Origin of the sequence: Alicyclobacillus sp. TC, from assembly GCF_016804365.1 — a bacterium.
In the GTDB taxonomy this organism is placed as follows: domain Bacteria; phylum Bacillota; class Bacilli; order Alicyclobacillales; family Alicyclobacillaceae; genus Alicyclobacillus_I; species Alicyclobacillus_I tolerans.
This window is the reverse complement of the sequence record NZ_CP044434.1, coordinates 2,094,012-2,115,746: the sequence shown is the minus strand read 5'-3', so window position 1 is coordinate 2,115,746 and position 21,735 is coordinate 2,094,012. Positions and strand designations below refer to the sequence as shown.

The window sequence follows — 21,735 nt, the reverse complement described above, 5'->3', positions numbered from 1 at the left end:
GCAAGATTTTCGAAAAACCACGATGTTCATTCTGGGGCGGCCCTCTGGGTCGTCCCTTTCTTATGCTAAAGCAACAGAGTAATGGAAAGGGGACAAATAAAGATGGAACAGCAGAAAGTATACTGGTTGAACGGAACAGACATGACTTTGGAAGAATTAGAACGGATCGTCCAAGGGGGTTGGCAAGTTAGTGTATCACCTGAGGTTTGGGCAAAAGTAGAAGCAAGTAGACAACATATTGAACGCTGTATTGCTGAAAAACAGGTGGTTTATGGGGTGACAACCGGTTTTGGCAAGTTGGCGGATGTGCCTATTCAGCAAGAAGATGTGGCTAGATTACAAGTCAATTTAATCCGTTCCCATGCTATGGGTGTCGGTGACTCCTTTCCTGTGGATGTGGTAAGGGCCCTACTCGTATTACGGACGAACGCACTGGTTAAAGGTTTTTCCGGTATTCGCAGGGAGACATTGCAACTGCTCGTCGATTGTATCAACCGTCGTGTACATCCTGTTATTCCTAGTCAGGGTTCCTTGGGCGCCTCAGGAGATTTGGCGCCGTTGGCGCATATGGCACTTGTGTTGATGGGCGAAGGTCAAGCTGAATATCAGGGAGTGGTGATGGACGGAGCGGCTGCTCTGCAAAAAGCGGGTTTACAACCAGTACAATTGACAGCCAAAGAAGGGCTGGCTTTAATTAACGGAACACAAGCGATGACAGCAGTTGGTGCGTTGGCAACATTGGAAGCTAGACGCCTGGGTTTAGCCGCAGATGCTGCACTAGCTTTAACCATGGAGGCTCTTGGTGGCATTACAGATGCTTTCTTGCCAGAACTGCACTCTACACGCCCCTATCCTGAGCAGGCTGAAGTGGCTCAAAGGATTCTGGGTTTATTGAGTGGCAGCAGACTCACCACTCATCAGGGAGAGGTGCGCGTGCAAGATGCGTATTCCTTGCGTTGCGCACCCCAGGTTCATGGCGCGAGTTGGCAGGCTGTTCATTATGTTGAAGACAAACTTGCCATTGAAATGAACGCAGTAACCGACAATCCCATAGTTTTACCGGATGGGCGAATTCTTTCTGGCGGTCATTTCCATGGCCAGCCTATGGCACTTGCTTTTGACTTTTTAAAATTAGCCGTAGCGGAATGGGCAAATATTTCCGAAAGACGTACTGAACGACTGGTTAATCCTCAACTTAGCAATCTTCCAGCTTTTTTGGCGGGTGAGGCAGGTTTGGAATCGGGATTCATGATCATTCAGTATGTTGCGGCAGCTCTTGTATCAGAAAACAAAGTATTGGCTCATCCAGCTTCTGTTGATTCCATTCCGTCTTCTGCCAATCAGGAAGACCATGTTTCCATGGGGACCATTGCGGCTCGTCAAGTAAGACAAATGGTGCACAACAGTGCCCGTGTCGTGGCGATAGAGCTTATTGCTGCGACACGCGCTCTGCTGATGAACAGGTGTCAAGAACAGATGGCACCTGCTACGTTACGTATTCTCGAATTTGTAACCGAGCATGTTCCATTTCGGCTGGCAGACAGTTCATACAGCGCCGAAATTGAAAAGTTGGCCGAAGTTCTGCTTTCTACACCTATTCCAATGACCCATTCGTCATTCCAGGAAGGAATTTAATCTCCATTCTCTGGCCAATTTGTATTTGCTTGATGAACGTTTGGCTCAGGCGTGGTTGGGTGGTTTGACTCCATGTCTGAGCGGGATTTAGGTAAATAACGAGAAACGGGCACTGCCAGTCTGTCAATGTCAAGTGCTGATTGCAGCAGATGGCTATCCAAGCCGAGCTGTTGCCCTGCCTCCAGTAAGCTGCAATTATTTATCAGTGCCTGATGAACAACTGCTGCTGCACGTTCGTAGCCAATAGCGACGTTTAATGCAGTAGCTAGAGACAGACTGGATTCAGCATAATGACGTGAAACATCCGTATGGAGAATCAGCCCTGCCACTCCTTGCTCTGCAAATTGTTTGACGGCATTGGCTAAAATAGTCATGGCATGCAGAGCGTTTGCTGCCATGACTGGCATCATGACGTTAAGTTCCAGTTGTCCGGCCGATCCGGCCAGAGCAATGGTCGATTGACAACCTTGCACCTGGAAGACTACCATGTTCATCATTTCTGCCATAACTGGGTTGACTTTGCCGGGCATAATTGAGGAACCAGGTTGTACGGCAGGAAATTCAATTTCTGCCAATCCAGTGCGTGGTCCAGAAGCCAGCAGACGTAAATCGTTGGCAATACGACCAATGGCCTCTGCCATCCTTTGCAAGATGTTCCCGTAATATACAACTTCATCAGGATTTTGATTAAAGGTGAAGGGATTAACCGGGAGGCAGAGAGGAAGCTGTGTTCTTTCTGCCAGATAAGTTATGGCTTGTTCTGCAAAACCTGGAGGAGTATTGATACCCGTTCCTACAGCGTTTCCACCTAAGCCAAGTATCGCCAGTGCGCTACTAGCCTCATTTAACCATACACGATGGCGTCGAATGTTTTCGGCGTATGCCAAGAAACTGTCTGCTATACGCATAGGTACTGCATCTTGGAGATGTGTGCGCCCAGCTTTGACTGCAGAACCTGCCTGATGGGCAACTTTAGCTAGAGTGGTTTCCATAATAGCCAGAGACGGATCGACCAAACGTTGATGTGTCAAAAGCATGGATAAATTCATAGCGGCGTGAATGGTATCGTTGGTTGACTGAGATTTGTTGACATGGTCGTTAGGATGGACGGCTAAAGGTTCTTCACGTGTGCCGCGGAGAATTTCTGAAGCGCGTGTAGCAATCACTTCATTGACATTCATGTTTTGCGAAGTACCTGCGCCTGCTTGATAGATGTCAACTTGAAACCATTGATTCCACTGGCCTGCAATGACTTCATCAGCAGCTTGACAGATGGCTGCTGCCAGTTCTGGTGACAGGGCGTGAAGATGAGCATGAGCTTTGGCCGCGGCCCATTTGATGAGTGCTTGCGCTTCTACAAAAATAGGCGGCAAACGGAGTCCACTAATAGGGAAATTGCGCAAAGCCCGCGCAGTTTGAGCTCCATAATAGGCATCAGCGGGAATTTCCATTTGACCGAGCGAATCATGAACGGTTCTTCTTTCTTTCATTTCATACCCTCCAGAGCCACGAACCAGGGATAAAAAGACAAGTGAAATTTTGGAATATTATTTATTTTAGTCTATCCGCCTTAGACCAGTTCTATGTGAAGTCGAATCAGTTTCAGATTAGAATGGAAATGTTGTGAATCATGGTGGTCTATTATCATTATTTACATCATGCCCAATTGGCATTGATCGGCAATCGTCTTGCAGGTGAGATTTCGATACGGTGAGGGATAATTGATATGGAAAATGACGCCGATATCCATTATGTGCAGCCGAAAACAGCACGTGGACAACGACGGGTTCAAAAAATTCTCAATGCTGCTGCTGATCTGATTGTTGAAGAGGGTTTAGATACCTTAACAACCAATGCTGTGGCCAAACGGGCTCAAACCTCTATAGGCTCAGTTTATCAATTTTTTCCAAACAAAGAAAGCATATTGTTGGCATTAGCTGATCAATACCGTATGGATTTAAATCATATTCTCGATGAATCTTTGGAAAGGACACTCCATTCCTTCAATTTTTCTGAGCAGTTAGACAATCTCATTGAAAAAATTGTTTTATACGAAGTTCATCATTTAGCGCTTGGTGTTATTTTTCAACCTTACAAGGGAATGGCGACAGATTTATTGTTTAACGAAGTTATGTCGAGATTGGTTAGACTATTGACGTTATGGGCACCCCATATGTCGAGGGAAGAGAGTCATTTGCATGCGGATATTTGTTTGCGGGTCATGGTAGCCTTACTGCCGGTTACACATGATAAATCGGAAATTCGGATGGATGGAGTACGGGAGTTAAAAAATGTTCTTAAAAATTATCTCATGCCTCTTTTAAAGAATTGATTTGGATAGTCTCGATGGATTCATCTAAATTTTAATTTTGATTCACTGAGTGGTCAGCAGCTTCTTGCAAATATGAGCTTATATTCATATAATAAAAATATGAGTAATTGCTCATGTTTAGATTGGGAACGTCATTCTATGCCGATTTAACAGTGAAAAGAGGTTCCATCATGGAAAAACTTTCAACCTTTCCTCAACCTAAGAAATTTGGGCTGCTTGGAAATTTGCCTCTGATTGATAAAGACTCTCCCAGTTCTTCTTTTGATCATTTGGTGGGCGAGTGGGGTCCTAATATAAGGCTTGAACTTCCAGGCCGATCATTCATTGTTACGAGTGACCCAGAAATTGTAAAAGAAGTTTGCGATGAGACTCGGTTTGATAAAAATATTGGCCATTTACTCCATGTGCGATCTTTCGCAGGTGATGGCCTGTTTACGGCTTGGACTGAGGAGATCAATTGGCAAAAAGCACATCGCATACTTTTGCCAGCATTTAGTCAACCGGCCATGAAAGCTTATCACTCCAAAATGGTGGACATCGCGTTGCAGTTGGTACAGAAATGGTCACGGTTGAATACGGATGAAAGTATTCGTGTACCGGAAGATATGACCAGATTAACGCTTGATACGATTGGCTTGTGTGGTTTCAATTATCGATTTAACAGCTTTTATCGAGAAACACCCATTCCCTTTATATTGAGCATGGTTCGGGCATTAGACGAGGCCATGCATAAAGGCAATCGGTTACCTATTCAAGATCAGTTCATGGTTCTTACCAAACGCCAGTTTGATCGCGATATCCAAACCATGTTTTCTTTAGTAGATAGATTGATATCGGATCGGAAAAATGCTGGAGATAAAGGGGAGAACGATCTGCTGGCAAGAATGTTGAATGCCACTGATCCGGAAACTGGGGAATCCCTCGATGATGCGAATATTCGCTATCAGATGATTACATTTTTGATTGCTGGACATGAAACTACCAGTGGACTTTTGTCTTTTGCTATTTATTTTTTGTTAAAGCATCCTGAAGTTCTTCAAAAGGCGTATGAAGAAGTGGATGCGGTATTTAAAAGCGAAGTTCCAACTTATCAAGAGGTACTGCAACTGAAATATATTCGCATGATTTTAAATGAGGCATTGCGCCTTTATCCAACAGCTCCAGGGTTTGCGCTTTATGCAAAAGAGGATACTGTGGTTGGTGGCAAATACAAGATACAAAAAGGTGAGGTCGTTTTCGTTCATATCCCCAAACTTCATCGCGATAAAAAAGCATGGGGGGAAGATGCGGAAGAATTTCGTCCAGAACGATTTGCGGATTTAAACCAAGTGCCTAATCATGCCTATAAACCGTTTGGTAATGGTCAACGAGCATGTATTGGCATGCAATTTGCGCTTCATGAAGCAAGCTTAGTGCTTGGCATGATTTTGCAAAAATTTCAACTGATAGATCATATGAATTATCAACTCAAAATCAAGCAAACATTGACCCTCAAGCCAGACGATTTAACCATTCGCGTACAGCTGCGAGAGGCTACCAACTCTCATCATATCGCAGAATCCCAATTGAATTTAGGTGTGGAAACCAAGAAACAGGAAGAGCCTCGTTCGTCTGTGCCTAAGATTTTAGGTGTCAATCAACGACCACTACTCGTGTTATATGGATCTGACATGGGAACAGCTAGTCGGATTGCCAAAGAGCTTGCAGATCTGGCCCAATTCCAGGGGATTCGCAGTGAAGTTGCTCCTGTAAACCAATATATAGGAAAATTGCCTACAGAAGGCGCATTGCTGATTATTACGTCTTCTTATAACGGCAAACCTCCCAGCAATGCCAGGGAGTTTGTTCAATGGCTGGAACAAGTAGATGAAGGACAACTCAAGGGAGTCAACTATTCGGTACTCGGTTGCGGCGACCATAACTGGTCAAGTACGTATCAAGCGGTTCCGCGTTGGATTGACGAAAAGCTTGCCGAAAAAGGGGCTAACCGATTCTCGGCTCGCGGTGAAGCTGATGCTAGCGGTGATTTTGAAAAGGATTTGGATAACTGGAAAGCTCAAATGTTGGCGGATGCAGTGAAAACATTTAACTTACAGATTCGGGAACAGGAGGAGAAGGATCAAGGCACTTTAAACATCCAGTTTGTCAGTGGATTTGCAAATACGCCACTGGCTGAATCTTATCAAGCGTTTCATGGAGTGGTACGTGACAATCGCGAACTCCAACATGTCGGTAGCGGAAGAAGTACGAGACATATCGAGATCGAACTGCCTGCAGATGTTTCTTATCAAGAAGGCGATCATCTAGGCATTTTTGCTTGCAATCGTAGAGAAAACGTAAAACGAGTCATAAAACGTTTTCACTTGACGGAGAGCGATCAATTAATTTTAAGGGCGAGTGGCTCCGGTGCCTCTCATTTGCCGTTAAATCAGCCAGTTGCTTTGGTCGATCTTCTTCAGAACAGTGTTGAACTTCAAGAAGCGGCGACACGCGCTCAAATCCGTGAAATTGCCTCTTATACGCTATGTCCACCGCATAAACGAGAGTTGGAGAATCTGTTGGAGAAGGGTATTTATGAAGAACAGATTCTCAAAAAACGAGTCACTATGCTCGATTTGCTTGAAAAATATGAGGCTTGTGAAATTCCTTTTGAACGATTTTTAGAACTTTTACCGGCACTCAAACCACGATATTATTCAATATCCAGTTCTCCGCGGATAGATCCTCATCGACTTTCCATTTCCGTGGGTGTGGTTGCAGGCCCAGCATGGAATGGTCAAGGCGAATATTATGGAGTTGCTTCTCATTATCTAGCTGAACGTCAGCCGGGAGAACATGTGGTTGCCTTTATTCGTACGCCAGAATCAGGCTTTCAACTTCCTGAAAACCCTGAGACTCCTATTCTTATGGTGGGAGCGGGGACTGGCATCGCTCCTTACCGGGGATTTTTGCAAGCTCGATCTGTTCTGCAAAAACAAGGTAAATCGTTAGGTTTGGCCCATCTTTACTTTGGATGCAGAAATGAAGCGGATTTTATTTATCGTGAGGAATGGAAAGAGTTTGAAAGGAACGGCCTTGTCAAGCTTCACATGGCATTTTCCCGTAAGGAAGGAATGCCTAAAACATATGTTCAACATTTACTGGCTCAGAACGCTCAAGAAGTGATATCCATTCTGGACAAGGGTGGACGGCTATATGTTTGTGGAGATGGAAGGAAAATGGCACCTGAAGTAGACCAAGAGATGATTCATAGCTATCAAAAGGTGTATGGTGTTCAGGAAAAAGACGCTGAAAAATGGCTGCAGCAGCTCATTGACAGAGGTCAGTACGTCAAAGATGTATGGGCCAATTAAGTTGGATGTAGCTTATGCACAGTTGGGTTAGCTGGTGAAATCTGCAGAACTTGTAAAAATCATATGTATTTCTGCTTCGCGGGTAGCTTGAGAGATGATGTTCTCGTCGAGTCCCGCTTTTTTCTTTCATATTTAGAAGATGGCAAGGAAAAGATTTTCGTAAACAAACTTTTATCGAATCTGCGGCACAATGTGCTAGGATACAGTAGCGAGAATGAAAAGGACAGGACCTTCGAATGTGTGGATCATCATGAGAAAGGAACATGCAGGGTGCAAAATTCCTCGATTTCTTTGGATACATTACTTTCAACAGCAGCTGGGGCTGCACTGCAAGCTGGACGGATGTTCTCTGTTCGACTGGGCACCGCGCTTGAAATTAGAGAAAAAACTTCATTGTCCGATGTGGTGACAGAAGTAGATAAAGCAGCAGAAGCAGCCATTCGTGCTTGGATAGAAAAACATCATCCAAACCATCAAGTCCTGGGTGAGGAGGGAGTAGAGCCTGGCCGCGAGGCAGCAGCAAAAGCTTTCTCCGAGTTAGCAGACGAACCGCATCTTTGGCTGGTCGATCCGCTTGACGGAACCACCAATTTTGTTTCCGGTATGCCGCTTTCTGTCGTTTCCATTGCCTACGCTTCTCATGGTAAAGTACAAACAGCTTGCATTTACGATCCATATCGTCATGAGATGTTTTTGGCAGCTCGTGGGCAAGGAGTTTATTTAGCAGAAGACACTGCAGTTGAAGCATGGCTTGAGCAGCCACAGAAAGAGTTTCCTGGACGGCGTGTGACAGTATCAGCAACTACAGAATTGCGCCGCGCTGTAGTAGCGACAGGAATGCCTGTACGTATTGCGCCACGCCTTGAGCGGACAAAACGGGTAGCAGAAGTAGCTGTGGAGGCTAAAAGTTTTCGGGCTTTGGGTGCGGCTGCGCTGCATTTAGCTTATGTCGCGGTGGGTCGTATAGATGCGTTTTGGGAGTTTGATTTAAATGTGTGGGATTTGGCAGCCGGAACGTTAATGGTAGAAGAAGCTGGGGGTACCTTGATAAGCTTGGAAGCAAACCCGCACTCTTTACATACTCGCGATATTCTTGTTGCGGGGAAAAGTGCCTTGGCTGAACGAATATACAATATTATCCAAAAACCATTCGATTGACAAAATCTATCTCACATGACATGGAATGAATGAGGAGAGGTGTAAGGTGAAAGAACCTTCGTCACTCGCTGCAAGAAAAGCGACGGAGCGAATTTTGGAAATTTCTCGATTGCCTGTTTATCGAAACCGCCATACAACGCTTTTGACCGATCTCTATCAGCTTACCATGATGTATGGCCATTTTTGTGCTGGGCGACATCAGCAACGAGTTGTTTTTGATATGTTTTATCGCAGTAATCCCTGCAACAATGGATTTGTCATAGCAGCTGGACTTGAACAGGTAGTTTGGTATTTACAGCATGTGCGATTTTCCGAAGAAGATCTGGAATATTTACGTTCATTGCATTTGTTTGGTGATGATTTTATAGAAGCTTTGCGCCATTTTCACTTTACAGGAGATCTTTATGCTGTTCCGGAAGGAACCATCGTTTTTCCTAATGAACCTCTGCTTCGTTTTGAGGGACCGATTTTTGAAGTCCAACTCATTGAGTCAGCTGTACTTACATTTGTCAATCATCAAAGTTTGATAGCAACCAAAGCTCAGCGTATTGTTGATGCCGCTAAAGTCAATCCGGTTGCGCCAAACGCACCTGTGATTGAAATGGGTCTTAGACGTGCCCAAAACCTTGATGCGGCAGTTTTTGGATCGCGCGCAGCTTACATTGGCGGATGCACTTCTACAAGTAATGTTTTGGCGGGACAATCTTTTGACATTCCAGTAGCTGGAACGCAAGGACATAGTTGGATTCAGAGTTTTCCAAGTGAATTGGAAGCGTTTCGCGCCTATGCTCGTACATTTCCAGATGCTACGGTTCTTTTGGTGGATACCTACGATGTGCTCAATAGTGGAGTTCCAAACGCTATTATAGTGGGTCACGAATTGCGCAAAGAAGGCCGTTCACTGAAGGCTATTCGCATTGATAGTGGTGATTTGGCCTACCTTTCCAAACGAGCGCGGCAAATGCTCGACGCTGCTGGATTGACAGATTGCGGTATTGTAGCATCGAGCGATCTCGATGAATGGACGATTCGTGAACTCGCTTTGCAAGGTGCTCAGATTACATCTTACGGTGTTGGTACGAGTTTAATTACTTCGAATAACTGTCCAGCGCTGGGCGGCGTCTATAAATTAGTGGCGCACGAGATGAATGGAAAATTGGAACCGTGCATTAAAGTGTCTGAAAATCCAAGTAAAGTTACCAATCCCGGAAAGAAAAAAGTATTACGGTTACTAAAAGACGGGATGGCGGTTGCTGATTTAATTGCTCTGGACGATGAAGAGCTGAATCCTGAACAGCCGTTGACGCTTTTCCACCCAATTCATACTTACAAACGCAAAACTATAGTGCATTATGAGATAGAAGAATTATTGCAACCTATTGTTATCCAAGGAGAATTAGTATATACACTGCCGCGATTGCCAGAAATTCGCAAACGGGTAGAGGATGGACTGTGTCGTTTTTCTTCAGAAACTTTGCGACATCTTAATCCGCACGAATATCATGTTGATCTTTCCCAGCCACTTTGGGATTTAAAGCAGCGTCTACTGCACGAATTGCGGGGTTAATGAATCTATCATGGGTTGATAAGGCTTTCAATTCGCTCATCAGCTTATCATTGGAGGTGAAGAAAATGGAAGTGATTAAAATCAGTCCTCGCGGCTATTGCTATGGCGTTGTGGATGCCATGGTACTCGCCAGACAGGCAGCAGACAATCCTTCCTTGCCAAGGCCAATTTACATTTTGGGAATGATTGTGCACAACGCACACGTCGTGGAAGCATTCTCTAAACTGGGGATTCAAACATTAGATGGTGCGAATCGTATGCAGCTTCTGGAACAAATTTCCGAAGGAACAGTGATTTTTACAGCGCATGGCGTTTCTCCAGAAGTCAAGGAACGTGCTCGAGAGCGTGGGTTGACAGTTTTAGACGCCACGTGTCCGGATGTCACCCGCACACATGATCTGATTCGTGAAAAAACTACGCAGGGCTATGAAATTCTCTATATTGGACGTAAAGGTCATCCTGAACCAGAAGGTGCAATGGGAGTTGCTCCAGGTAAAGTACATCTTATTGAAAGCGAGCAAGACATTGAACGATTGCAAGTAACCGCAAACAAATTAGTGATTACGAACCAGACAACCATGAGTCAGTGGGACACAAAAGCCTTGACTGAGGCGTTACTGCAACGATACCCACAAGCAGAAGTGCATAATGAGATTTGTCTGGCCACACAAACGAGACAGCAGGCAGTGGCAGAGCAGGCTAAAGGAGCAGATCTTTGCCTGGTGGTGGGTGATCCGCGCAGTAATAATTCCAATCGTTTAGCTCAAGTTGCTATAGAAATAGCCCATGTGCCTGCCTATCGAATTGCTGATGTCAGTGAAATTCAACTTTCATGGTTACAGGGAGCCAGGAAGGTGGCGGTTACTGCAGGTGCCTCCACTCCTACGGCAATTACTAAAGAAGTGATTGATTTTCTTGAACGGTTTGATGTTCATGTACCTGAAACGCAACAACCAGAGCACAAGGTTGGATTGGATAAAATTCTTCCAATGGTGCGTAAGGATAAAGACGCCTAAGTTTATTTTCTAGGAGGATTATTTTGAATGGAAGAATTATTGCGTGCATTTTTCCAGGCATTAGCTAAAAATCAATCTGCTAATCGATGGGCACAGCGCTATGGACATAAATTGGGTGCTCAACGGTTTGTGGCTGGAGAACAAATTACTGATGCGATTCGTGTTGTGCGGGAATTAAACATGCGCCATATGACTGCAACACTCGATCATCTAGGTGAATTTGTAGCAGACGAAAAAGAGGCGCGGAAAGCAGCTGACGATTGTCTGCAAGCGCTGGAAGCGATTCACCAACATCAGGTAAAATCCACGCTTTCCTTAAAAATGACGCAACTTGGGTTAGATATATCGCGTGAACTTTGTATGGAGAATATGAGGAAAATACTGGATAAGGCGTTGCTGTATGGTATTGTTGTTAACATAGATATGGAGGACAGCGCGCGTTGTCAAGTAACGCTGGATATTTTTGAAGAGTTATTGTCTGAGTATCCTAATGTCATGACTGTATTGCAGGCGTATCTCTACCGCAGTATGGATGATTTGCTCCGTTTGGCCAGCAAAGGTGCATCTTTACGCATTGTCAAGGGGCATATAAGGAGCCAGAGTCTGTGGCTTACCCTGAGAAAGCGGATGTAGATGCTAATTATATAAAAATGGTGGAAGCCCATCTACTTTCACCAGGACTGACTGCGATTGCAACCCATGATGAAGCTATAATTGAACACTGTAAATCATTTATTGAACGACACCAAATTTCTAAAGATAAGTATGAATTTCAAATGCTATACGGTATTCGTGTCAATTTACAGCAGCAATTATCCGATGGAGGCCATCCATTGCGCATTTATGTTCCATACGGTGATGACTGGTATGGTTATTTCATGCGGCGTCTGGCGGAACGGCCGGCCAACGTCGGTTTTGTCTTAAAAGGTATGTTTCGTTAATTCGTTCTGTGTAGTTAAAAAATTGGGATTCCCAAAACTTTCTTGATAATTGAATGCACTCAAACATTTGATTTATCTGATAAATTCGCATAGAATTATCACCAAGTCTTATTCGGTTGTTTCACTAAGCGGAACAAGCAAGCGCTTGGCGAACAACCACTACGAAGGCGGGTGATAGCAGATTAATATAGGTTCAAAAGCTATGAATGTTAGCAAAATATGAACGCTTGTCAAAAGGGTATGTGAGAAAGGGGTGTCTCAATGGCGAGTCAAGGGAAGTTAAAAAAAGCGCTTACTTTGGCTGATTTAACCTTTTTGGGTCTTGGTGCCATAATAGGTTCTGGATGGCTTTTTGCTTCTCAGTCTGGTGCTCAATTGGCTGGTTCAGAAGCTTGGATTGCTTGGGTGTTTGGTGCCATCGCCGTTATGTTTATTGGTTTGGTATACGCTGAGTTGGGTGCTGCGTTGCCACGTACCGGAGGTATTATCCGTTACCCAGAATATACGCACGGTTCACTGGTTGGCTATATTATGGGATTCGCTTCATTGTTAGCGTATTCCAGTGTGGCTGGCATCGAGGCACAGGCTGTGCGTCAGTACGCCACGTATTATCTCCCTGGATTATCAGTAAAAGGCAGCAACAACTATACTCTAGCAGGACTCATTCTTGAGATTGCTTTCCTTGTTCTCTTCTTCTTGCTGAATTATTGGAGTGTGCAAGTTTTTGGTAAGATTAATTCTATTGTGACAGCTTTGAAATTCATTCTTCCGTTACTCACACTCATCATTTTGTTATTCAATATGCATCCGGCGAGTTTTGCGGCTGGCGGAGCAAGTCCTGGAGGAGTAAAAGGCATATTCTCTGCAGTCTCCACTGCAGGTATTGTCTTTGCATTTCTTGGATTCCGTCAAGCGATAGACTTTGCTGGCGAAGCAAAGAATCCGCAACGCAATGTTCCTCTTGCTATCATCTTGGCCATATCTCTTGGCGCTATTATTTATATTTTGTTACAAGTTTCTTTTGTAGGCGCAATGCCTGCTGCCGATTTGACGAAAGGGTGGGCGGCAGTTAACTTTAATTCACCGTTTGCTAATTTAGCCATGACTCTTGGGTTTGGCTGGCTGGCTTCGCTGCTCTTTATTGACGCCGTTATCTCGCCAGCAGGTACAGGCAACATCTATTTGTCTTCGACAGCTCGTGTTCTCTTTGCATGGTCGCGTAACGGATATTTTTATTCTATCTTTGGTAAATTGAACAAAAAGACAGGATTGCCCAGACCAGCTCTCTGGTTAAGTTTTATCCTCTCCATTGTTTGGATTCTTCCGGGCAACTTTCACTCTTGGCAGGGACTTGTTGGCGCAGTAACTTCGGCAACTGTATTGACTTATGTATTTGGTCCGGTTTCGGCAGCAGCTATGCGGCGTGCTGCACCTGAACTCAAACGTCCATTTAGACTGGGCGGAATGAGTATCATTGCACCGCTAGCATTTATTGCAGGTAGCTGGATTGTCTATTGGACAGGATGGACTGTAGACAAATTACTGATCAGCATGACCATTGGCTCTTTGGTGCTGTATCTCGCATTCATGGATAAAGGTCCAGATTCAATAACTCGCTTAAAGAGGGACTGGAAATCCGGCATTTGGGTTATCGTTTACTATTTGTTCCTTGGTGTCATGTCGTATATAGGTTCTTTTGGACCCCTGAAAAAGCCTATTATTCCAGGTCCATGGTGGGATTCAATTGTGGTTGGTGTCGGTTCGCTTGTCTTCTATTACTGGGGTGTAGCTAGCCGTCTGCGTGTTCCAGATTTCTCGACGGACAAAGAAGCAGAAGAAATTGGTGAATTGGCTGTAGAAGTATAATAGATTGGATTCTATTCGTTTCAAAATGTTAGATGCACTTAGGATATGGGGAATGTTGGGCAAGGCATATTGCGAGTATGCAATACGCCTTGCTCTTTTTTTCTGCCTTGTTTCGGTTTATTCTGAGGAATGTGAAAACAGATACATGAAGAGGGAGCGGAGTGGCTATGGAAGAGTTGAACAGTCAGTCAGTATTACTGGAAGATGATAAGGATGGTGTACGTCTTTTGACGTTAAACCGTCCAGAGACGTATAACGCAGTGAATGGAGATCTTTCTTCTAATCTAATCAATGCTTTACGGGCAGCTTCTGCCAATGACGCAGTGCGTGTCATCGTTTTGACCGGATCGGGCAAAGGATTTTGTAGCGGACTCGATTTAAGTACCGTTGAGTCCATGCGGCATGGGATAACACGTCATCAGTCTCTCGATCCGTTGGGGTGGGTTGGACATTTAGCGTTGGCGATTCGAGAATGTGACAAGCCAGTGATTGCAGCCATCAATGGTATAGCTGCGGGGGCGGGAATGGCGATGGCACTTGCTTGTGATTTGCGATTTATGGCTACTTCAGCCAAATTGACTACGGGATACATACGGAGAGGACTGTCGCCGGATGCAGGGATGAGCTATTTCTTGCCACGTTTGATTGGTTGGACAAGAGCCAGTGAATGGATATTGTCAGGAAGAGACATATCTTCTATGGAAGCGGAACAAGTGGGCTTGGTGAATGAGGTGTTTGCTGATGGTGAGTTTATGTCCAGAGTGATGGCTTACGCTACTAATCTAGCTGAGCATGCGCCCATCGCTATGACATTGAGCAAGCGACTGTTGCACCATGCGGTCGATGCGGATTTGCAGACTCAGTTGCGGGAAGAGTACCAACTCATTCAACGATGTTTTGCTACGGAAGATGTGGTGGAAGGCGTTCGAGCGTTTTTAGAAAAGAGAAAGCCGAATTTTCAAGGTAGATAAAAAGAGAAGGGATTGGAAGGTATGGATTTTAACCCTAGTCAATTATCAGCCATAGAAAATTATCGACTTTTGATTGGTACTATCGTGCCAAGACCCATTGCGTTTGTCTCTACAGTCAGTCAAGATGGTCAACGAAATTTAGCCGCGTTTTCATTTTTTAATGGCGTCTGTCCTAAACCATTCATTGTTTCCTTTGCTCCTATGCGAAAAATGGGGAATTTAGATAAAAAGGATACTTTGTTGAACATAGAGGAAACGGGCGAATTTGTTATTAACATTGTTTCTGAGTCTTTGGTGGAAAAAATGAATTTGGCATCTCCTGAGTATGATTTTGAAGTAGATGAATTTGAAGTCGCGGGGTTAACACCAAGACCCAGCCAACGGGTAAAACCACCGGGTGTAGCAGAAAGTTTGGTGCATATGGAATGTCGCAAAGTAGATATTTTACATTTTGGCGATGAAGAAGGCGCTGGTTCATTGGTCATTGGAGAAGTGATTTTTTTACATGTAGATGACAGCGTCTATGATGGTCGACATATTTTGCTAGAAGCGTTACAGCCTGTAGCAAGGTTGGCGGGGGATGCTTATGCGAGAACGACCGATATTTTTCATCTGCCGCGTCCCAGTTTGAAATAGGCGGAGTATTTGGGTATGAAAAATTTGGTATATTTGGGGGTGCATGAATGACAACTCTCTACGAAACCAGACGTCAAAAACTTTCCCATCAGTTACATCAATACGGTTATTCGGCGGCTATATTAGCTTCTCCAGCCAATTTATACTATTTTGCTGGCTTTTATGTGGAAGCAGGTGAACGAGTGGTTGCCCTGCTTGTTACGTCAGATGGACATTCATTTTTACTGTTGCACGAAATGTTTGCAGGCGAAGTTGCGGATCATCATGAATATGAAACCTATCGTGATGGAGAGTCTCCTTATTCACGTCTTCTTCATCAGGTGCCAGGCGATACTTTAGCTATAGACGGGCACTGGCGTTCGGCACACTTGTTGCAAATTTTAAAAGAGAACTCTTCATTGCGTCTTTTTTCAGTCGATCCGCTTGTTGAGCCGTTGCGAATGGTGAAATCTTTAGATGAACTGGATTTACTTCGAACAGCAAGCCGCATGGCAGATAAAGTGGTGGAGGAAATTCGATTCTTTTTTCATCCTGAAGCAAGTGAAGCAGAAATTGCACAGAAATTAGCGGAGTTATGGACAAAAGTGGGCTCCATGGGTATGTCTTTTCCACCTATTGTGGCTACTGCCCATCATGGTTCAGCTCCTCATCATGAGCCCGGAACCGCCAAATTGGAACATTCTACACTGATTGTTGATACCGGGGGCATTTATCAGCATTATTGCAGTGATATTACGCGCACTTTTATACTTGGTGAACCAAGTATGGAGATGCGTGAGGTTTATCAAGTGGTTTTAGCGGCTCAGCAGGCTGGTATTGAGGCGGTCCAGCCTGGGAAAAGTCTGGGTTCAGTGGATGATGCTGTGCGGCAGGTCATTGAAAGTGCTGGATATGGTGCGTATTTCACACATCGTACGGGTCATGGAGTGGGTATTGATATCCATGAAGCGCCTTTTGTCATGCAAGGAAATGAACAAATCATTGTTCCAGGAATGGTTATGAGCATAGAACCAGGAATCTATTTACCTGGAAAATTTGGCGTTCGTATCGAAGATTTGGTTGCTGTAAGAGAAGATGCTGTAGAAGTATTGAATCAGGCCTCTAAATCGTTAGAAGCTATGCTGATCAATTTTTAAGTCGGGGCGGGCGGTCAGGTATTTTTTGAAGCAAATAACTCGCTCACGGATCATCTAAGCAACCGTGAGCGAGTTCTTTTACTCTTCTATTTCTTCAAGTCGGGCAATAGGTAGAGCTTCCGTTTCTCCTGTCGATTCGCGAAACCCCCAGGCCATGACTCCCTCCAGGCCTGTCACGGTAAACCATTCATTGATTTCTTCGGCAATTTTATATGTTTTCCCTACCTCCACTTGATTTTCTGGAAGCATCTCATACGATTTAGCCAGATACCATTGGGTCATGTAAACTTCATAGGCACTCCAATTTTGTTCATCAAACGCACGTTGTCCTTTTTCTTGCAGCAATTTCATTTCTTTTTGCAATTCTTCTTTCGACATTTCACTAAATAACGCCACTATGTTCACTCCACTATTATGCCGCAGGACTAGCCCGCAACTGCACATAAATGACTTCGCCAAGTACCACCATTGTCACTCGAATTTGGTATTTTCGACCCAGGGCCATAAAAGTTTGCCCATTAAGAATACGCTCGGGAATGGTGGGACTACGCATGAGGATGTCCAATTCCCGGCCAATTAAAAAAGTGAGTTGTTCTTTGGCGTAGCGCGATCCAATCATGGCTACGGCTTCATTGTTGCCTGGAACTGAACATTCCACACGAATGCTCTGTATCAGAGTTTGCGAAGGATTATGCAGTTGAACATACATCCGCGCATTTTCTTCTTTGAGTTCACTGATAATGATGTTAGACTTTGCAGCCTTCAGATACAAGTCATTGATTTCACGACTTTGCATAACAAAGAGTGTTAGAGCCCCATGAGTAAGCCGAGACAAAACCAAGCGAGGCGTTCTCTTACTTTCAAAGAATATCACTTCCAGCCAGGAAACGTATCAAAAGATACCCTGCTTGGCAACCAAGCAATGCTGCGAATAGATAGGTGGCTTGTCGCATGAGAGGTCCTAGATTCATCCCAAACAAACTGACTTCCAAAACGCGAAGCGTATCCATGGTTCCGCCAAGTGTCGTAACTAGTGCCCAGATTTTTAGTTGTTCAGCGAGATCGAGCATGGTTGTCAAAGGGGGACGTGAGTGGGTGAGAATCGTGGCTAAACCTCCGCATAGGCTACCTCCTACCACAAGTCCCATGGCTACAAAAAAGTCTATGACCCAAGTGGTGATAATGCTCATTCTAAGGTCAACTCCCGTTTCTTTTAGGCTCATGCATTTATTTTTACGACAGAGAAAAGGGACATAGAATCGTTAAATCGTGGTAAGATGGAATAATCAGCTTTGAAACGAGAGGGTAGAAGATGACGCAAATTGCAACGGATGGCTTGTCCTGGAAATTATATGCTAACCCTGTCACCTATCGATGCGGCAGTAATATCCAGAAGCCAGGAAGCGTTGTCTGGAGGGACGAGTTAACAGGTATTTCACATTCCTGTATACTCGACGATTATTTAAACACCAAGGAAAGGGACGATTCCTGGATTGATGCGTGCCTGCAATTGGCAGAAAGCCTCCTCAAGGATGAGGAAGTTTGTGCTTTTGCAGTACCGGTGACTGCGTCGCTTTTAGATACATTTCAATTAGCGCGACAAATTGCAGCACGTGACGATGCTGTTCCAAATCTCTATTTGCAAGGGCAACCGTTTGTGGGGCTGTGGTTGCCAACATGGCGAAATCCTGTGGCAAGAAGTATTCGTCGCAGGATTATTAGCAGTGTAGCTGTTTTGATGGAATCTAGCCAACCGCTTGTGGATGCAATGCAGTTAGTGGACACCGTGCTTTTGGAGATCATTCGCTGGTTTATACAAAAATTTGCAACTGGAGTTGCAGAGACACCCAATGCTGCTAATCGAACCTATAATTATCGAGTGCTTTATCGAGGCGAACAGGAGATATTGAATGCTTGGCAAGAAGCGCTTTCACAACCTTATCAGAAACTGTTTGCGGCAGATGGCTGGCTGCTTTGCAGAGCGTTGCGCCAGGAAATTGAAGGTTCCGCATGGGGAACCGATGAGCTCGGGGATACTTCAGGGAGTGCTTTTTATCGCTTGGGATTTGCTTTGCGGCCACCTGTTGCGCCCTCGGATATTTGGCAACTGCAATTTGAATGGGTTCATCGGTTTTGGCCTGAAGAAAGAGTATCCATGTCTGAATTATACACTTCACAAAAACGTGAGGGACTGTTTGGAAAAGACTACTTGCAACATCCGGAGACTTGGGTTTGGCAGCAACTTTATCAAGCGGCTCAGATTGATCCTGCAATAGCAAAATCCCTTTCTGAAGCAGTACCTACATGTGCAGAAATTGCCTCACAATATTTACTGGAATGGATTGACCAAATCCTGCCCGCTTTACGTTCCGCTGGCTTTCCTGTGCGTGTGGAAGGGTTGGCTGAGATAGCAAAGGACATACAAATACGCGTACAGGTACAGTCAAGTGTTAAAAAGAAAACAGGCCGTGTAACTGGCGGATCGACCAAATCTGTAGTCCCGGCGCTTCCGTTGGTTGAGTTTGACTGGACAGTAGTTATTGACAATCAAGTCATATCGCGTAAAGAATTCATGAATTTAGTAGAAGAGAAAAAATCACTACTGCAGTTGCAGGGTGTGTGGAAAATTATACCGATTGAAGAGATACTTGAACGGATTCGTTTGGCTGGTTTAGAAACAGATGGAAAAGAAACCGCAAGTACGCTTCAAATGGCGCAAGCCGCCCTATTGCAGGATTCTTTATCAGATGAGCAGATTCAATTTGAGTTTGAATTTGCAGAAGGGGCAAGCACAGCCAGTCGCATATTGAAGATGCTTGTGCAAGCAGGAGATCCACCGCTTCTTCCAACACCAAAATCTTTTGCAGGTAGATTACGAACTTATCAAATAAAAGGTTTTTCTTGGCTCTGCTATCTTCGTAACATTCCTTGTGGAGCCTGTCTTGCGGATGATATGGGTCTAGGCAAAACCATTCAGGTCATTGCTTACTTACAACATATTGCAGAGAGTGGCGATTCTCAGGGAATCCATTTGTTGGTCTGTCCCACATCGCTTCTGCAAAATTGGAAATCCGAATTAAGACGGTTTGCACCAGGATTTCAATTTTATATTCATCATGGACCCACGCGTAGAGAACATCTTGATGCGAGTGAATTGCAAAAGCAAGGGATTCAAATGGTGATTACCACGTATACAGTTTTGGTGCGTGATCAAGCAGAATTTGAAAATATTTCATGGGATTCGGTGATTTTGGACGAAGCTCAAAACATCAAAAATTTGCATACCAAACAAGCTCAAGCTGCGGCGCGTTTGCATGCTTATCATCGCATTGCTCTTACTGGCACACCTGTAGAAAATCGCTTGGAAGAACTCTGGTCGCTATTCTACTTTATTAATCCTGGATATCTCGGATCAAGGCATTGGTTCCTCCAGCAATTTGATTTTTCTGTCCAAGCGAATGAAGCAAACGAGAAGCATCCAGCGGCGGTGCGCTTGCGCCGTTTATTATCACCTGTCCTGTTGCGCAGGCGCAAAAGTGATCCTGCGATTCGTGAAGAGTTGCCGATGAAATGGGAAAGTGTTGAGTATGCCCTGCTGACCACCGAGCAGGCGGCTCTTTACCAAGCTGTGATTGATCAATTATTTGGTCGTTTGCCAAGTGCTGCAGGTATGTCACGACGTGGACAGATCTTAGCGTCTTTAGTTCGGCTCAAACAAATTTGTGATCATCCTGCACTTGTATTAGGTGGGGCAGTCGATGTGAAACGTTCCGGTAAGCTCAAACTTTTGATGGAACGTCTGCAGGAGGTTGCTGAAGAGTCGGAAGCAGCGCTGATTTTCACTCAGTTTAGAGAAATGGGTGAACTGCTTACAACAGCTATTGAACAGCAATTTGGTAAGCGTCCTTTTTTCTTGCACGGTGGATTAAATGCCCGGATGCGCGGTGAGATGGTGGAGCAGTATCAATCGGGGCGCAGTGTTTCTCCCTTTTTCATCCTTTCGTTGCGTGCTGGTGGTGTAGGGTTGAATTTAACGCGAGCCAATCATGTATTTCACTTTGACCGATGGTGGAATCCTGCCGTAGAAGATCAAGCGACCGATCGCGTTCATCGGATGGGGCAAACACGGGATGTTCAGGTGCATAAATTAGTTTCGGCAGGTACTCTTGAAGAGAGAATTGATGAGATGCTCAGTAAAAAGCGGGGATTGTCGCAGGCAATAGTCGGTGGCTCAGAGCATTGGCTTACGGAAATGGGCAATCAGGAACTACAAGAACTGTTTCGCCTGGACAACAGCCTGGTTTGGGGGGACGAAGATTGAAAGCCAGACAGGATGGGCAAGCAACCATCGAGCGCCTTTGGAAGCCGCTTTTTGCCGCGATCGATAAAAGCCGGTTGCGCAGAGCCAAAACAGGATTCAAGCAAGGAGAAATTGTCCAATTGCGGTTTTCAAGTGGTGAATGGCTGGGGTCGGTTGCTTTGGCGAGCGGTTATCGGCGCATTGAACAGTTTCATCTACCGGCGCTTGGCGACTGGCGTCCATACGCTTCTCATATGGCCAAGTGGCTTGCTCGACGGCCTGATTGGTATGCTGAATTGCTGAGTGGCGTGTGGGGAGGGGAATGGCTGGATTGGCTTGAGCATGCGGGCTTGCCAGTGGTTCCTAATGAACAGACAGTTCATCTTTGGCGGCAGAAAGCTCATTGTACATGCGAGGATGGGGATCCATTTTGTAGACATGTTTTGGCAGGGTTTTTGTTTATTGTAGAAGAAATGCAAGCGTCTCCTATTGATTCTTTTCGCTTCTTCGGTCTTCATGTACAGGATTTTCAGGATAGTGTTCATCAAGCTATGCACAAACTTTGGCAAGAACAGTTTCCAGACGGGAAAATTCGAGATGGTGACTCTGTACATAGCAGTGCAGAAATTTTGGACAATGTGCCTTGGGAAAATCTGAAATCTGATACACCTTTAGACTTCCTCAAGACATCGCGACGTTTCCGATTACTTTTTGAAAATGCGGAACCTGTCTATTTGGGCAAAAAATAAATTTGCCAAAAGTCTCTAGTAACCTTTATGAAATATGATAGCTTTCATGGCCAACGCTATATATGCGTGAAAGCG

16 protein-coding genes and 1 pseudogene are annotated in these 21,735 nt (G+C 44.8%); 13 read left to right on the top strand and 4 right to left on the bottom strand.

All coding sequences use genetic code 11. The annotated features are described in order from the left end of the window. Positions 1-102: 102 nt before the first annotated feature. Positions 103-1,635, top strand: coding sequence for a histidine ammonia-lyase (gene hutH, locus FY534_RS10470; RefSeq protein WP_203114511.1), 1,533 nt, complete (start codon positions 103-105; stop codon positions 1,633-1,635). Here the strand turns inward: hutH and FY534_RS10465 are convergent. After that, positions 1,632-3,125, bottom strand: a complete 1,494-nt coding sequence (locus tag FY534_RS10465; RefSeq protein ID WP_203114510.1) for a lyase family protein — start codon at positions 3,123-3,125, stop codon at positions 1,632-1,634. The genes hutH and FY534_RS10465 overlap by 4 nt on opposite strands. 236 nt (positions 3,126-3,361) lie before the next feature. Between FY534_RS10465 and FY534_RS10460 the strand changes: the two genes are divergently transcribed. The 10 genes and pseudogenes from FY534_RS10460 (at position 3,362) to FY534_RS10415 (ending at position 16,611) form a co-directional block, all read left to right on the top strand. Next, the gene (locus tag FY534_RS10460; RefSeq protein ID WP_203114509.1) at positions 3,362-3,967 is read left to right on the top strand and encodes a TetR/AcrR family transcriptional regulator; all 606 of its coding nucleotides are present in this window, start codon (positions 3,362-3,364) and stop codon (positions 3,965-3,967) included. Positions 3,968-4,137: 170 nt separating this feature from the next. After that, positions 4,138-7,320, top strand: coding sequence for a bifunctional cytochrome P450/NADPH--P450 reductase (locus tag FY534_RS10455; protein WP_203114508.1), 3,183 nt, complete (start codon positions 4,138-4,140; stop codon positions 7,318-7,320). 270 nt (positions 7,321-7,590) lie between these two features. Continuing rightward, a complete protein-coding gene (locus FY534_RS10450) occupies positions 7,591-8,478 on the top strand; it encodes an inositol monophosphatase family protein (protein ID WP_238413510.1) in 888 nt (295 codons plus the stop codon). Between the two features lie 46 nt (positions 8,479-8,524). Further along, positions 8,525-10,045, top strand: a complete 1,521-nt coding sequence (locus FY534_RS10445) for a nicotinate phosphoribosyltransferase (protein ID WP_255567366.1) — start codon at positions 8,525-8,527, stop codon at positions 10,043-10,045. A gap of 65 nt (positions 10,046-10,110) precedes the next feature. Then, positions 10,111-11,061 carry a 4-hydroxy-3-methylbut-2-enyl diphosphate reductase gene (locus tag FY534_RS10440; protein WP_072872867.1) on the top strand — a complete coding sequence of 317 codons (951 nt, stop codon included), beginning with the start codon at positions 10,111-10,113 and terminating at the stop codon, positions 11,059-11,061. Between the two features lie 27 nt (positions 11,062-11,088). Beyond that, a pseudogene (locus FY534_RS10435) lies at positions 11,089-12,002 on the top strand (proline dehydrogenase family protein). Positions 12,003-12,263: 261 nt separating this feature from the next. Further along, positions 12,264-13,868 (top strand): APC family permease, encoded by a 1,605-nt coding sequence (locus FY534_RS10430; RefSeq protein ID WP_072872869.1) that lies wholly within the window; start codon positions 12,264-12,266, stop codon positions 13,866-13,868. Positions 13,869-14,035: 167 nt separating this feature from the next. Beyond that, positions 14,036-14,839 (top strand): enoyl-CoA hydratase/isomerase family protein, encoded by an 804-nt coding sequence (locus tag FY534_RS10425; protein ID WP_203115599.1) that lies wholly within the window; start codon positions 14,036-14,038, stop codon positions 14,837-14,839. Positions 14,840-14,860: 21 nt separating this feature from the next. Then, positions 14,861-15,475 carry a flavin reductase family protein gene (locus tag FY534_RS10420; RefSeq protein WP_203114506.1) on the top strand — a complete coding sequence of 205 codons (615 nt, stop codon included), beginning with the start codon at positions 14,861-14,863 and terminating at the stop codon, positions 15,473-15,475. A gap of 47 nt (positions 15,476-15,522) precedes the next feature. Beyond that, positions 15,523-16,611, top strand: coding sequence for a M24 family metallopeptidase (locus tag FY534_RS10415; RefSeq protein ID WP_203114505.1), 1,089 nt, complete (start codon positions 15,523-15,525; stop codon positions 16,609-16,611). Between the two features lie 78 nt (positions 16,612-16,689). Here FY534_RS10415 and FY534_RS10410 read toward each other — a convergent pair whose 3' ends face one another. Genes FY534_RS10410 through FY534_RS10400 form a run of 3 tightly spaced genes read right to left on the bottom strand, consistent with a single transcriptional unit; the run spans position 16,690 to position 17,801 of the window. Then, positions 16,690-17,007 (bottom strand): DUF1811 family protein, encoded by a 318-nt coding sequence (locus tag FY534_RS10410; protein WP_238413509.1) that lies wholly within the window; start codon positions 17,005-17,007, stop codon positions 16,690-16,692. Positions 17,008-17,023: 16 nt separating this feature from the next. Further along, the gene (locus FY534_RS10405) at positions 17,024-17,452 is read right to left on the bottom strand and encodes a hypothetical protein (RefSeq protein ID WP_238413508.1); all 429 of its coding nucleotides are present in this window, start codon (positions 17,450-17,452) and stop codon (positions 17,024-17,026) included. Positions 17,453-17,471: 19 nt separating this feature from the next. Continuing rightward, positions 17,472-17,801, bottom strand: a complete 330-nt coding sequence (locus FY534_RS10400) for a YtrH family sporulation protein (RefSeq protein WP_072872874.1) — start codon at positions 17,799-17,801, stop codon at positions 17,472-17,474. A gap of 122 nt (positions 17,802-17,923) precedes the next feature. Between FY534_RS10400 and FY534_RS10395 the strand changes: the two genes are divergently transcribed. Both FY534_RS10395 and FY534_RS10390 read left to right on the top strand, forming a co-directional pair. Further along, a complete protein-coding gene (locus FY534_RS10395; RefSeq protein ID WP_203114503.1) occupies positions 17,924-20,932 on the top strand; it encodes a DEAD/DEAH box helicase in 3,009 nt (1,002 codons plus the stop codon). Next, positions 20,929-21,660 carry a hypothetical protein gene (locus tag FY534_RS10390; RefSeq protein WP_203114502.1) on the top strand — a complete coding sequence of 244 codons (732 nt, stop codon included), beginning with the start codon at positions 20,929-20,931 and terminating at the stop codon, positions 21,658-21,660. Before FY534_RS10395 ends, FY534_RS10390 begins: the two co-directional genes overlap by 4 nt. Positions 21,661-21,735 lie beyond the last annotated feature (75 nt).

Excerpts from the sequence above, each read along its gene's own strand:
- hutH (WP_203114511.1), top strand. The coding sequence starts at position 103 with ATGGAACAGCAGAAAGTATACTGGTTGAACGGAACAGACATGACTTTG.
- FY534_RS10465 (WP_203114510.1), bottom strand. The coding sequence starts at position 3,125 with ATGAAAGAAAGAAGAACCGTTCATGATTCGCTCGGTCAAATGGAAATT.
- FY534_RS10460 (WP_203114509.1), top strand. The coding sequence starts at position 3,362 with ATGGAAAATGACGCCGATATCCATTATGTGCAGCCGAAAACAGCACGT.
- FY534_RS10455 (WP_203114508.1), top strand. The coding sequence starts at position 4,138 with ATGGAAAAACTTTCAACCTTTCCTCAACCTAAGAAATTTGGGCTGCTT.
- FY534_RS10440 (WP_072872867.1), top strand. The coding sequence starts at position 10,111 with ATGGAAGTGATTAAAATCAGTCCTCGCGGCTATTGCTATGGCGTTGTG.
- FY534_RS10430 (WP_072872869.1), top strand. The coding sequence starts at position 12,264 with ATGGCGAGTCAAGGGAAGTTAAAAAAAGCGCTTACTTTGGCTGATTTA.
- FY534_RS10425 (WP_203115599.1), top strand. The coding sequence starts at position 14,036 with ATGGAAGAGTTGAACAGTCAGTCAGTATTACTGGAAGATGATAAGGAT.
- FY534_RS10420 (WP_203114506.1), top strand. The coding sequence starts at position 14,861 with ATGGATTTTAACCCTAGTCAATTATCAGCCATAGAAAATTATCGACTT.
- FY534_RS10415 (WP_203114505.1), top strand. The coding sequence starts at position 15,523 with ATGACAACTCTCTACGAAACCAGACGTCAAAAACTTTCCCATCAGTTA.
- FY534_RS10400 (WP_072872874.1), bottom strand. The coding sequence starts at position 17,801 with ATGAGCATTATCACCACTTGGGTCATAGACTTTTTTGTAGCCATGGGA.
- FY534_RS10395 (WP_203114503.1), top strand. The coding sequence starts at position 17,924 with ATGACGCAAATTGCAACGGATGGCTTGTCCTGGAAATTATATGCTAAC.